Source organism: Candidatus Omnitrophota bacterium (assembly GCA_041649175.1).
Taxonomy (GTDB): domain Bacteria; phylum Omnitrophota; class Gorgyraeia; order Zapsychrales; family JBAZNR01; genus JBAZNR01.
Window position 1 is genome coordinate 141,095 of sequence record JBAZNR010000003.1, and the last position, 12,455, is coordinate 153,549.

Genomic DNA, 12,455 nt, shown 5'->3' on the forward strand with positions numbered 1-12,455 from the left:
GGATGGTTTTGAAAGCAATGGCTAAGAAATACGTGTATTTTTTTGGCGGCGGAAAAGCCGAGGGCAAAGCGGATATGAAGAATTTATTAGGCGGTAAAGGCGCTAACCTGGCTGAAATGGCAGGGCATAAAGATCTTAAATTACCCGTTCCGCCGGGATTTACGCTTTCTACGGATGTCTGTACTCATTATTACGCGAATAAAAGGAAATACCCTACCACGCTTAACGCGGAAGTTTTAGCAGCCTTGAAACGCGTCGAGCAGGTTTTAAAGAAGAAATTCGGCGATGTCAATGATCCGCTGTTAGTTTCTGTTCGTTCTGGTGCTCGCAAATCCATGCCGGGTATGATGGAAACCGTTTTAAACGTAGGTCTAACCGAAAAAACCATTGTCGGTTTAGTGAAGAAGACGAAAAACGAACGTTTCGTTTATGATGCCTATCGACGCTTAATTACCATGTATTCCGACGTTGTTATGGAAAAAGCCGCCGGTATCGAGCCTGCCGAAGGCAAAGGTGTGCGTCAGCAATTAGAGCATATTTTAGAAGCAACAAAAAAACAACGCGGCGCTAAGACGGATTCTGATCTGACCGCTGATGATTTGAAGAAATTATGCGTTCAGTACAAAGCGAAGATCAAGGAAGTTTTAAAGAAAGAATTCCCCGAAGACCCCTTTGAACAACTCTGGGGCGGTATCGGCGCCGTATTCGCGTCATGGAACGGCAAGCGCGCTATTTCATATCGGCGTATTGAAGGCATCCCGGATGAATGGGGAACGGCCGTCAATGTTCAGGCGATGGTGTTCGGTAATATGGGCGATAGTTCATCGACCGGAGTTGCTTTTACCCGTAATCCCGGAAATGGCGATAATCATTTCTACGGAGAATATTTGGTCAATGCCCAAGGCGAAGACGTTGTGGCAGGTATTCGTACACCCGCGCCTATTAACGGATATTCCAAAAGCGATCACAATAAAAATCTCAAAACTTTGGAAGAAACAAAACCCAAGGCCTATAAACAATTGGATGATATCCGCAAACGGCTAGAAAAGCATTATCACGATATGCAGGATATTGAGTTCACCATCGAAAATGATGAACTTTTCATGTTGCAATGCCGTTCCGGAAAACGTAACGGCCCGGCGGCCGTTAAGATGGCCATCGACATGGTGAAAGAAAAATTGATCACCAAAGAAGAAGCCGTTATGCGCGTGACTCCGTCGCAGTTAGACGAATTGCTTCATCCTATCATTGATCCGAATATTGAAAAAACAGCCAAGGCTTTAGCTAAAGGCCTTCCGGCCGGCCCGGGCGCTGCGGCAGGGCACATTGTGTTTACCGCCAATGACGCGGTCAATTGGGTGAAAAACGGAAAGAAAGTTATTTTAGTGCGTGCTGAAACAAATCCGGAAGACGTTGAAGGTATGCGCGCGGCCGAAGCTATTCTGACCGCCCGCGGCGGCATGACCTCTCACGCGGCTTTGGTTGCCCGCGGTTGGGGAAAATGCTGTATCGTCGGATGCTCTGATCTTGACATCGATGCTCACACGAAGACAATGAAAATCGGCAATGAAGTTCTTAACGAAGGCGATGTCATTACGCTTAACGGAACAAAAGGCCGTTTCTATAAAGGCCAGCTTCCTATGATCAATGCGGCGGAAGACAATAAGGAATTCAACGATTTTCTTAAGATCTGCGATACGGTGCGCACATTAAAAATTCGCACCAATGCCGATACCCCGGAAGATGCGGCTAAGGCGCGCGCGTTTGGCGCAGAAGGCATTGGACTTTTCCGTACCGAACATATGTTTTACGGCAAAGGTTCCGAAGAGGCTCTTTTTAAACTTCGCAAGATGATCGTTTCTAAAAGCCTTGATGAACGTCGTCGGGCTCTGGATGAATTATTTCCGCATGTGAAAAAGGATATTAAGGGAACCTTGGCAGCTATGGACGGATTTCCGGTCACCATTCGTTTATTGGATCCGCCATTGCATGAATTCGTTCCGCATAATCCTGACCAACTGCAGGGTTTGGCCACCAGCTTGAATATTTCTTTAGATGAGCTGGCAAAACGCGCTAATGCCTTGCATGAAACAAATCCCATGATGGGCCATCGCGGTGTCCGTTTAGGCATTACTTATCCGGAAGTTACCGAAATGCAAGTTCGCGCGATTTTAGAGGCGGCGGCAGAATTGATCAAGGAAGGTAAAAATATCATTCCGGAGATCATGATTCCCGTCACTTGTGATGTCAGCGAAGTGAAGCATCAACAAGAAATCGTGAAAACTGTTTACAAAGAAACATTGGCGAAATATAACATTAAGAAGATCTCCTATATGTTCGGAACGATGATCGAAATTCCGCGCGCGGCGCTTTTAGCCGACAAAATGGCGGAAGCGGCCGAGTTCTTTTCGTTCGGGACCAATGATCTCACGCAGATGACTTTTGGTTTTTCGCGTGATGATATAGGCGGTTTTCTTGGCGAGTATCTTGAAAAACGTATTTTACCCGAAGATCCATTCCAGTCCATTGATTTGGCTGGCGTTGGGCAACTCATAGAGTACGGCGTCCAAAGAGGGCGTTCGGTGAAAAAAGACCTCAAAGTCGGTATCTGCGGTGAACACGGCGGAGATCCTGCTTCCATTGATTTCTGTCATAAGGTTGGCATGACGTATGTCAGCTGTTCGCCTTACCGCGTTCCGATCGCTCGCTTAGCATCTGCGCAAGCGGTGGTTAACAATAGAAAGAAAAAATGACCGATTCCGTAAAGGCATATCTTAAAGACATCAGGCATATTCCGCTTTTGACGGCGAAAAGTGAGATCGAACTCGCCAAACGGATCAAGAAAGGCGAGGTGGAGGCTCGAAACGAGATGATCCGTTCGAACCTTCGCCTCGTCATTAGTATTGCCAAAAGGTATATGAATTTAGGTATCCCTTTTAACGATCTTATTGAAGAAGGAAATATCGGATTGATGCGCGCGGTGGATAAATTTGATCCCAGAAAAGGGTTTCGATTTTCCACGTACGCGGCCTGGTGGATCAAGCAGGGGATTTCCCGCTCCATTATTGATCAGGGAAAGATGATCCGCATTCCGGTTTATATGAATGAAGAAATATTCAAATGCAAAAAAGTGACCGAGGCGTTGACGCACAAATTAAAACGCAAGCCGCGCGCCGGGGAGATCGCTAAAAAACTTAAAGTGAGCGTTGATAAAGTGCGCGAACTTAATAACTGGATCACCAAGATGTCAAGCTTGGAGGCGCCCATCGGCGAAGACGGTGAAGGCCAAGTCAAAGATATGATCGAAGATGACAGCCTGGCCGCGCCCGATGAAGAGCTGGACGAATTTTTTAACAAAGAGCGCGCCGCGGATTTACTGAAGATGATGAGCGAACGCGAGCGAGAGATCCTGGAGATGAGATTCGGCATTACCGACGGGACAAGCCGTACCTTAGCCGAAATCGCCAAAAAAATGGGTGTTTCGCGCGAACGCATTCGGCAGGTGGAAGCCGCTGCCTTAAAAAAATTACGCAAAATCCTTAAACAACAAGAAAGGGTAAAGAAAATTGAAGAATAAAAAAAGAAATCAAACCTTTGCCTTGGTGGTGCCCCGATTTGAAGATATCTTTCATTCATTTTACGCCGGAGAGATCATTAAAGGCGTTGGCCTGGCCGCCAGCCGTCTTAAGGTCGACATCTTGATGCATATCACCGATCGTTTTGATCATCACGAGTGGATGGATTCAGCCATGATGGATGAAGATTATGTGGACGGGATTATTTTCGCGGATATCAATAATGATGTCACGATGTTGCGGCGGGTGATCAACAAGGGTATGCCGTATGTTGTCCTTAATAATACTTTCGTTGAGCCGATCAACTGTATTTCCATTGATAATAAAAAAGCCGCTATTCAGGTTGTGGAATATTTGATCCGCATGGGACATAAAAATATCGCGACCATTGCCGGAGACCTTTCGACGCAAGCCGGAAAACAGCGTTTGGAAGGATATAAGGAAGCCTTGACGCTTCACGGCATAAAGTTGATGGAAGAATATTTAACCACCGGAGATTTTTTAAGGACTCCCGCGCGCAAATCTGCCGAAAAACTCCTTAAGCTTAAAAACCGTCCCACCGCTATTTTTGCCGCCTCCGATGTTATGGCGCTGGAAGTTATCGATGAAGCCAGGGCGCAAAAGATCAAGGTCCCCGAAGAGCTTTCTGTGGTCGGTTTTGATGACAATCCGCTAAACGTCTATAGCCCTATCAAGCTGTCAACGGTGGCACAGCCTCTAGTCGAGATGGGCCGTTTGGGTGTTGAACAATTAGGCCAGATCATCGCCCGGACCGTTAAAATTCCCTTAAAGACAACTTTGGGAACTAAATTCATGGAGCGCGATTCGACCGCTGTTTTGCCAAACGCAGATTTTAATAAATAGCGAAAAATAAAAAGGGGAGGCCAATGCGTAAATCTGAACTTAAAAAATGCATTCGCGATATTCCTGATTTTCCCAAGCCCGGAATTATTTTTAAAGACATCACCACGCTTCTTCAAAACAAAGACGCCTTCAAAAAATCCATCGATCTGATGGCTAAACAGTTTAAGAATGAAAGCATTGATTGCGTGGTGGCGGTTGAATCCAGAGGATTTATTTTTGGAGCGGCTTTAGCGTATAAGCTAAAAACTGGTTTTGTCCCGGTGCGCAAAAAAGGAAAACTTCCCTTTAAAACAAAAAGCATGACGTATCAATTAGAATACGGCACAGATTCTTTGGAGATCCATGAAGATGCCGTTACGCCGCAATCAAAGGTTTTGGTTGTGGATGATCTTTTGGCGACCGGAGGAACGGTTAAAGCGGTCACGGATCTTTTAAAAGAGCAGGGCGCTCAAATTGTCGGCATCGCTTTTCTTGTTGAATTGGGTTTTTTAAAAGGCAAAGAGAAGCTAAAAGAATTTCCCATCTATTCTCTAATAAGGTTTTAATAGAAATTGAGCCGCAGGCATATATGCCTGCGGCTCAATTTCCCTAGTATCAAAAATCAAGGCTTCCCCCATTTATTATGTTGTCTAATTTTTCGTTTCACAAAAAATTATTTGTCCTATTAACAGCCGCTTTTCTGATAGCGGTTGTTTTTTTGCCGTACAGCTCCGTTTTAAAAAATGGACCTGTCCACTTAGGCGATGAGGCGCATTTGACGACGTTCACTTCTACCATCGAGAATAAGATCCTGGGAAACGATCTGTTCTTGCAGCACGCGGGCAGCCTTGCTTTGCACAGCGCGATTGTTCTTTTGATATTCTTTTTTCTTTTGCGTTGTCTGAAGCTTCCGATCGGCGCGGCGACGATAGCGGCTTTGCTATTTGGGCTTCACCCTATTCATGTAGAACCGGTAGCTTGGGCTACCGGCCGCAAAGATATTTTGTATTCCTTATTTTATTTAGCCGGACTGTATTCGTACTGGCGGTATTTGGAAACAAGAAAACGATCGCTTTACGCGTGGACGATCGTTTTTTGTGTTTTAGGCATGTTCTCGAGCCCAATGGCGTTCAGTTTTCCGTTTATTTTGCTTTTATGCGATTGGCTGTTCGGGCGAAAGATGACGCGAGATGTTCTATTTGAGAAAATTCCGTATTTTCTTTTTGCTATTTTTGTTTTTGGGATAACGCGTTCCTTTAAATTCTTTGTCCTATCAGAAGCGGGGAACTTAACTGAGATCGTTCTCGTTTGGGTTTGGGCTCTGGTATCTCATCTTCGCCATTTCTTTTTTTCGTATCTTTTTGTTCCGGTTTATCCCGCACCGCAACCAATTTCACTGTTTAATCTAAGCTATGCTTTTTCGATAGCGGCTTTTTTGTTGTTCGCTCTAGTTATTTTTATTTTCCGAAAAAATAAGTGGGTCGTTTTTTCTTTTGGATTTTATGCTTTATCGGTATTGTTTTCTCTAAAAATTAAATACGCGCCGGATGACATTATTATTTCTAACCGTTTTATGTATTTGGCGAGTTTGGGATTTTGTATTTTGATCGGTGTTTATTTTGAGCAGGTTATGGGGCGCGCGAGAAATAAGGGGGGTATTATTAAACGCGCGGCTTGGTTTTTGCTCATCTCTTTCTTCCTCGTGCTATCCGCTAAAACATTTTTTCAAACACGGATCTGGAAAAACAGCGAAACGCTCTGGAGCTATCAGCTGCGCCATTTTCCTAACACGCCGGCTGCCTTAGTCAATCTTGCGAGTTTAAAAAGCAGCCGGTCAAAGTTTGATGTTGGCGAAGTAATTGCCCTGTATGAAAAAGCTATCGTTGTTTCGCCAACGTATACGCAAGCCTATTATTGTTTGGGCAATTTGTACAAGGATATTCACGAGTATACCAGGGCGGTGACGGTTTATCGAAAGGTTTTAGCACTTGATTCAAGCTACAAAGACACTAATTTTAACTTAGGATGGATTTATTTGGAAATCGGGCAGGTTTCTGATGCCATTTTGGCTTTTGAGAGAGTTATTGCGCAAGATCCCCTGAACGAACAATCCTATATGGATGTCCTGGGGGCTTATTTTAAAGTCATTAAAAAAGGGCAAAATGATGCGCGATACAAAGAGGCGCAAGCGAAAGTGGCTAATGCTTACATTTATCTTATCCAAAAAAAATCTCCGGCCGCGGCGTCCTATTTTAATCTAGGCTATATTTATGGAGAACAGGGAGACTTGAAGACAGCCATTGATTTCTACAAAAAAGCCTTGGAGATCAACCCTCAGTATGCAAAAGCGCTTTATAATTTAGCCAATGCGTATACGGATATGGAGTTGTATAATGAGGCGGTTAATCTTTACCGAAGAGCCATTAAAATTGATCCCAAGAATAGTGATGTTTATTTGGGTCTGGGAGTTGCCTATACAGCGCTCGGCAATCATCAGGAGGCCGTTTCTTGTTACAAAAAAGCTATTGAGGTCAACCCGAGTAATTCAAACGCCTATTTCAACTTGGCATTTAGCTATGAGACAACAGGGCAAATCCGGGATGCGATTGAAAATTACAAGAAAACAACAGAGATCGATCCTGCCCATGCGGAAGCCTATTATAATTTAGGGAACTTGTATGTTCACTTAGGGATGACCGAAACTGCCGTTAAAAACTATGAAAAAGCCATTGAGGTCAGCCCGGAGCATTTGAACGCCTTGATCAATCTCTCTATTGTTTATTCGCAAGAGGGGGAATTTGCAAGATCACTTGAGTATTGTAAACGGGCCATGGCTTTAGGCTATGAGCCGGAAGCAGAATTCTTAAGGATTTTGAAGGAAAAAACCGGGAATTAGTAATAGCTTTATGCGCCTGTAGCTCAATTTGGTTCCGACGCTCCGACTTTTAAGCGATTTATAAATAGGAAGCGTCGGAGGCCGGAATCCCGACTTCCTAAAATGTTTTAACAGGGAACGTCGGGAATAGAGCAATTGAAAAACAGTATGGCCTACATTTACATTTTAGTGAGTCAAAGTAGCGGAAAATATTATATTGGCTGTACGGCCGGAGACATTGAATCAAGAGTCCGGAAGCATCAGCGAGGGGAAGTTTCATTTACGAAGCGTAATTTACCCGTTAAGTTGGTTCTGGCGCAAAAGTGTTCTAATATGCTCATTGCTCGGGCGGTAGAAAAGAAAATTAAAAGCCTAAAGAGAAAAGATTACATAAGCAGGATGGTTTTGGAAGGAAGAATCAAGATTTTGGATCGATATTTGAAAAGTGAATAAGTAGATAGCGTTATGCGCCCATAGCTCAATTTGGATAGAGCGCGGCTCTCCTAAGGCCGTTGTTGGTGGTTCGACTCCACCTGGGCGCATTTATTTTTTTAGCAGCACAGGAGACCTGTATCAAAATTTTACCATTTTTCCTGAATTGTGCCTAATGGCTGCAAAACACTATGGTTACAAAAATTCTTTAAAAAAATGTTGACTCTGCACAGCAACTATGGAAAAATGACAATACTTACTTAACCCAGAGATGATTTCAATCTGACACGAAAGGAGGGGATGGACAAAAGCCGTCGGAGGTCATCAGATATCTGGAATTGAATCGATAAATACTAGACCATTATAATAAAACTAGATCAACCTATATAGCACAACAGCAGTAAAGCAGTACACAAAGTATCATAACGAAAGTTAACTCTTAAGGAGGAAACACAAATGAAGAAATTATTATTAGCCGTGTTAGTGGTCGCTTTAGTGGCCATGCCGGCATTTGCCAGCGTGCAAAACGTTAAGGTCAGTGGTTCCATTAACTCCACCTACCTTAATCGTGATCAGTTTGATTTCGGCAGTACTGCCGGTCAAGTTGGTTGGGAACAGTCACTTTTACTTACCCAATCAACGTTGCGTGTTGATGCCGATTTAACCGACAATGTTTCAACGACCGTTAAATTGCTCAACGAAAGAGTTTGGGGCGAATCGGATGTTTCTTCTCCCGATGATGCCAACGACATCGATATCAATTTAGCCTATGCCACCATGAGAGAAATGCTTTATTCTCCCTTGACTGTTGTTATCGGTCGCCAGGAGCTCTTTTATGGTAATGGCTTAGTTATCGGTAACGGTACTAACAACGTTACAGGCCAAGGTGGTCTTAATGGCGTTGCTGAAGATCTCGCCATGAATACCGCATTCGATGCCGTTAAGTTGATCCTTAACTATGATCCTCTGACCATCGATGTTGTTGCTTCCAAAGTTGATAGCAATGTTTCATTAGGTGCCGGTGAGATTAAAGATGATGTTAATCTTTTCGGTACCAATGCCAATTATAAACTTGGCGACAGCAAGAATACCGAAGTGGAAGCGTATTTTTGGACCAGAGTTGATAATTCAACTGCAGCAGCTGCTGCTGGTTCTAAGGCTGATACCGTTTACAACCCAGGTCTTCGCGCCAGCACCAATCCTATCAAGGGATTGAATGTTCAGGGCGAAGTTGCTTGGCAAAGAGGTAATAAAGCTGAAACAGTTGCTGGTGGTGTTCGTGATAATCAACAAAGAGAGGCTATGGCCGCTCAAGTTATCGCTAGCTACGCCGTTAGCCATGATTCAGTGGCAAAATGGAACCCGGTTCTTAGCTCATGGTTTACCTATCTATCAGGCGATAACGATGGCATGACAGCGAGTCTCAACCCATCAACAAAAGAAACATATACCGCATGGGATCCTATGTTCGAAGGTCAAGCGGGTGGTACAATTTACAACACCTTATTTGACTATTCAAACGTTCGTCTCGTGGGTGGGTCTTTGCAGGTCAATCCTATGCAAGACGTAACCCTCAAGGGTACGGTTACCGGCCTCTGGTTAGATAAAGATCTCGATCAGATAAGTACGGGAGATGGCAATGGATCTGCGGCAAGCGTATTACGTCAACCGGACGGAACGTTCTCAACATTGAACGTTACCAGCAATCGTCATCTCGGTAATGAGTTTGATGTTGCCTTGATGTATGATTACACCGAAGATGTCCAACTTGGTTTAAATGCCGGCTGGTTTTTCCCTGGTGCTGTGTTTGTAAACGCGTACGGCCACAATGGTCTTGATGACAATCATCAAATGGCTTCACAGTTGATTGCCAACGTGAATGTAAACTTCTAATTGATTTAAAATTAGGAGTTGTTTTAAAGGCGCCCCGATATTTTGTCGGGGCGCCTTTGTTTTTGGCTGCCTTTTATCCGCATCTGCCATCTTGTTTAAAAGGCAGCCAACCCCGATGAGTGCAGCGAAATTATTGAAAAGAATTTCGCTGTAGCTGACGAATCGGGGTATCTTGGCCTTGTTTCCTGTTCCCACAATGTTTTTAATCACCCCCGTTATTTCATTGCGCAAAATTATTAAAAATAATTTTGCGCAATGAAACAGAGCACGGGGGTTATTCATTTTCCTCTAATAAAAGCGAGGTAAAAATTGCCCCATCATTTTATTCCTCGAAATTATTTTCAACAATTTCTCGGAACAAAATAAAACATGGGGCTTACTCGCTTTTTCCCAATAAAAATCCTGGTAAAGCTCGTAAAATAATCACAAATAATATTTGCATTTAGTATTTTTCTGCTATGATAAAAATTAAGAGAAAAATACTACATCTTGTGGTATTTGAACAGATTAAGGCTTAAGTAAAACTATTCGTATTTTTAAAGAAATAAGGATTTCCGACGCAGATGACCAAAGATGAGATTTATGAGCATTTAGCTCAAGTGTATCTCGGCAAGCAAAAGAAAATTGACAAGAAAAGAAAGCGCTCGTTAAAGCCGAAGGTATTAATTCAGGGAATTGTTTTAGTTATTCTTTTGGGCTCATCCTTTTACGGTCTTACCGCATTCTTTTCCAAAAAAAATACTTACACACCGACGAGCATCATCTTCGCGCTTAACAATAGCCCCATCCGCGTTAAGTATAATTTTAATCAGCCGTATCCGCAGCGAGAAGACTTTGCGCTTCCTATTCCAAAGATTGACGCCACCAAGTATAAAAAAATAAACTTTTCTATTCGCGGTACCGATGATGGTTTTCCGGGGATCGTTAAAGTCGTTTTGCGCAACCGCAAAAATGAAAATTCTTTTTATTTTGTCCAGAATGTCGGCCTCAAATGGCAGAAGCTTAGTATTCCCTTGGAAGAATTTAGCGCTATTACGGACTGGACAAATTTACGCGATATCTCCTTTGTTTTAGAATCTTGGAATGTTGAGCGTAAACGAGGGGCCGTACTGATCGATGAGATTTGTTTTACGAATTAACGGTCTGACCCTAAGACCGTTTATAAGATAAATTAAAAGCGAAAGACTTACTAAAAGGAGGATCAAGAATATGCGCGTCATATCCATAGCGAACCAAAAAGGTGGTTGCGGGAAGACGACAACGTCCATTAATCTGGCGGCGGCTTTAGCTGCTCAAGGAAAGAAGGTTCTCCTTTTAGATCTAGATCCTCAGTCGCACGCGTCATTGGGATTAAATGTTGAGTCGCAAAATAGCATTTACAATGTCATCTCGCGCTTAACGCCGCATAAATTGGGCATTCAAGACATTATTATCAGTTTGCCTGACAGCTTTGATATTCTGCCGTCCAATGTTTTAGTCGGGACCCTGGAACAAGAATTGGCGGATGAGATCGGCCGTGAATTAAAGTTGGTGGAAGCCCTTTCACGCTTAGAAGGGCAGTATGACTATGTTCTTATTGATTGCCCTCCCAGCCTTGGGTTTTTAACGGTCAATGCTATTCGTGCCAGCCAAGAGATCATTATTCCGGTTGAAACAAGCCGGTTTTCAATGCAAGGCGTTGAGCGGCTCATGGACATCGTCCATCTTATCAAAGATAGGCTAAATCACACGGTTGTTGCTAAAGTTTTAGTGACCATGTTCGATTCGCGTTTACGGCATTCGTTTCTCATGCTCGCTAAGATCAAAGAACGGTTTAACGCGATGATCTTTGATACGATCATTCACGTGAACGTTAAGCTGAAGGAATCCATTGTTATGGGCCAAACCGTGGCAAGTTATGACAAATATTGCCGCGGGGCTAAAGATTATTCAAGCTTGGCCAGAGAGCTTTTGCGCGCCAACAATGAGGAGGAAGTGATCGCCTCCTCCATTGCTCGACGGGTAGCTATTGAAACAGATGCGCCCATGCAAAACTCGTCACGGATACAGCAGTTTATGGAAGAAAGCGCGGCAGAAAGCGCAACAGAAGCTGCTATAGAAAATATTTCAGCACCCGAAGCGGTCTTCTCGCTGGATGCGCCGTTTGCCCGCTCAGTTTATGTTGTAGGCAGTTTTAATGAGTGGGGTATTGATGAATCGTTTCGCATGCAAAAAGAAAACGACAAGTGGATCTTAAAGGCCTCATTGAAACCGGGCCGTTATCGCTATCGTTTTATCGTCGATGGGAAATGGCAGGAAGATCCCGAAAATCCGCAAAACGAAAAAAATCCTTTTGGTGAGATCGACTCTTTAGTTGAGGTTGGACAATGACAGAAAATGCTCCGATCAACGAAAAAGAGATCTTAGATGGAAAAATATACGCCGTTTTATCCTATATCTCGATTTTGTGCATTAGCCCGATCATATTTAAAAGAGAAAATGCATTTGCGTTATCACACGGAAAACAAGGCTTGATCATATTCGTCGGACAAGTTGCGGTTCTTATCTTGAGTATTGTTTTTCCCTGGGTTCTCCGTCCCGCGATGTTTTTGCTCTTCTCCTTGGCATTCTGGGGCATTATTGAGGCTTTGCGAGGGCATTATGTAAGATTGCCGCTCGTATCGGATATTGCGGATAAAATCACATTATAGCCAGAAATTCTTGGCGTAATGTCTTTCAGAATATCTTATGGCGCTATTTCGTCGGATCCTGGAGTCACTCAAGAAAAAATTCCGTCTTTTACCCTCACGACGACGTTTAAAGCGCCGCTCTCCCGCCAAAAAAACAAAAAAACGATC

General features: G+C 43.6%; 10 protein-coding genes and 1 tRNA gene. All 11 read left to right on the forward strand.

The window, feature by feature from the left end; genetic code table 11:
* Nucleotides 1-17: 17 nt before the first annotated feature.
* The 11 genes from ppdK to WC676_07835 all read left to right on the forward strand — a co-directional run bounded on the left by ppdK (nt 18) and on the right by WC676_07835 (nt 12,308).
* Complete coding sequence (gene ppdK, locus WC676_07785; protein MFA5060510.1) at nt 18-2,753, forward strand: pyruvate, phosphate dikinase; 2,736 nt, start codon at nt 18-20, stop codon at nt 2,751-2,753.
* The gene (locus WC676_07790; protein MFA5060511.1) at nt 2,750-3,577 is read left to right on the forward strand and encodes an RNA polymerase sigma factor RpoD/SigA; all 828 of its coding nucleotides are present in this window, start codon (nt 2,750-2,752) and stop codon (nt 3,575-3,577) included. Before ppdK ends, WC676_07790 begins: the two co-directional genes overlap by 4 nt.
* Entirely contained in the window at nt 3,567-4,439 is an 873-nt protein-coding gene (locus WC676_07795) for a substrate-binding domain-containing protein (GenBank protein MFA5060512.1), read from the forward strand. The genes WC676_07790 and WC676_07795 overlap by 11 nt, the downstream gene beginning before the upstream one ends.
* Nucleotides 4,440-4,462: 23 nt before the next feature.
* On the forward strand, nt 4,463-4,984 hold the full coding sequence (locus WC676_07800) for an adenine phosphoribosyltransferase (GenBank protein MFA5060513.1): 522 nt from the start codon (nt 4,463-4,465) through the stop codon (nt 4,982-4,984).
* 77 nt (nt 4,985-5,061) lie between these two features.
* Nucleotides 5,062-7,314, forward strand: coding sequence for a tetratricopeptide repeat protein (locus WC676_07805; GenBank protein MFA5060514.1), 2,253 nt, complete (start codon nt 5,062-5,064; stop codon nt 7,312-7,314).
* A gap of 147 nt (nt 7,315-7,461) precedes the next feature.
* The gene (locus WC676_07810; protein MFA5060515.1) at nt 7,462-7,746 is read left to right on the forward strand and encodes a GIY-YIG nuclease family protein; all 285 of its coding nucleotides are present in this window, start codon (nt 7,462-7,464) and stop codon (nt 7,744-7,746) included.
* Nucleotides 7,747-7,760: 14 nt separating this feature from the next.
* Nucleotides 7,761-7,835, forward strand: a tRNA-Arg gene (locus tag WC676_07815).
* Between the two features lie 346 nt (nt 7,836-8,181).
* A complete protein-coding gene (locus WC676_07820; protein ID MFA5060516.1) occupies nt 8,182-9,618 on the forward strand; it encodes an alginate export family protein in 1,437 nt (478 codons plus the stop codon).
* A gap of 563 nt (nt 9,619-10,181) precedes the next feature.
* Nucleotides 10,182-10,757, forward strand: coding sequence for a hypothetical protein (locus WC676_07825; GenBank protein ID MFA5060517.1), 576 nt, complete (start codon nt 10,182-10,184; stop codon nt 10,755-10,757).
* 70 nt (nt 10,758-10,827) lie between these two features.
* Nucleotides 10,828-11,988: an AAA family ATPase gene (locus tag WC676_07830; protein MFA5060518.1), complete on the forward strand. Its 1,161-nt coding sequence runs from the start codon at nt 10,828-10,830 to the stop codon at nt 11,986-11,988.
* Nucleotides 11,985-12,308: a hypothetical protein gene (locus WC676_07835; protein MFA5060519.1), complete on the forward strand. Its 324-nt coding sequence runs from the start codon at nt 11,985-11,987 to the stop codon at nt 12,306-12,308. The genes WC676_07830 and WC676_07835 overlap by 4 nt, the downstream gene beginning before the upstream one ends.
* Nucleotides 12,309-12,455 lie beyond the last annotated feature (147 nt).

Excerpts from the sequence above, each read along its gene's own strand:
- ppdK (MFA5060510.1), top strand. The coding sequence starts at position 18 with ATGGCTAAGAAATACGTGTATTTTTTTGGCGGCGGAAAAGCCGAGGGC.
- WC676_07790 (MFA5060511.1), top strand. The coding sequence starts at position 2,750 with ATGACCGATTCCGTAAAGGCATATCTTAAAGACATCAGGCATATTCCG.
- WC676_07800 (MFA5060513.1), top strand. The coding sequence starts at position 4,463 with ATGCGTAAATCTGAACTTAAAAAATGCATTCGCGATATTCCTGATTTT.
- WC676_07805 (MFA5060514.1), top strand. The coding sequence starts at position 5,062 with ATGTTGTCTAATTTTTCGTTTCACAAAAAATTATTTGTCCTATTAACA.
- WC676_07810 (MFA5060515.1), top strand. The coding sequence starts at position 7,462 with ATGGCCTACATTTACATTTTAGTGAGTCAAAGTAGCGGAAAATATTAT.
- WC676_07820 (MFA5060516.1), top strand. The coding sequence starts at position 8,182 with ATGAAGAAATTATTATTAGCCGTGTTAGTGGTCGCTTTAGTGGCCATG.
- WC676_07825 (MFA5060517.1), top strand. The coding sequence starts at position 10,182 with ATGACCAAAGATGAGATTTATGAGCATTTAGCTCAAGTGTATCTCGGC.
- WC676_07830 (MFA5060518.1), top strand. The coding sequence starts at position 10,828 with ATGCGCGTCATATCCATAGCGAACCAAAAAGGTGGTTGCGGGAAGACG.
- WC676_07835 (MFA5060519.1), top strand. The coding sequence starts at position 11,985 with ATGACAGAAAATGCTCCGATCAACGAAAAAGAGATCTTAGATGGAAAA.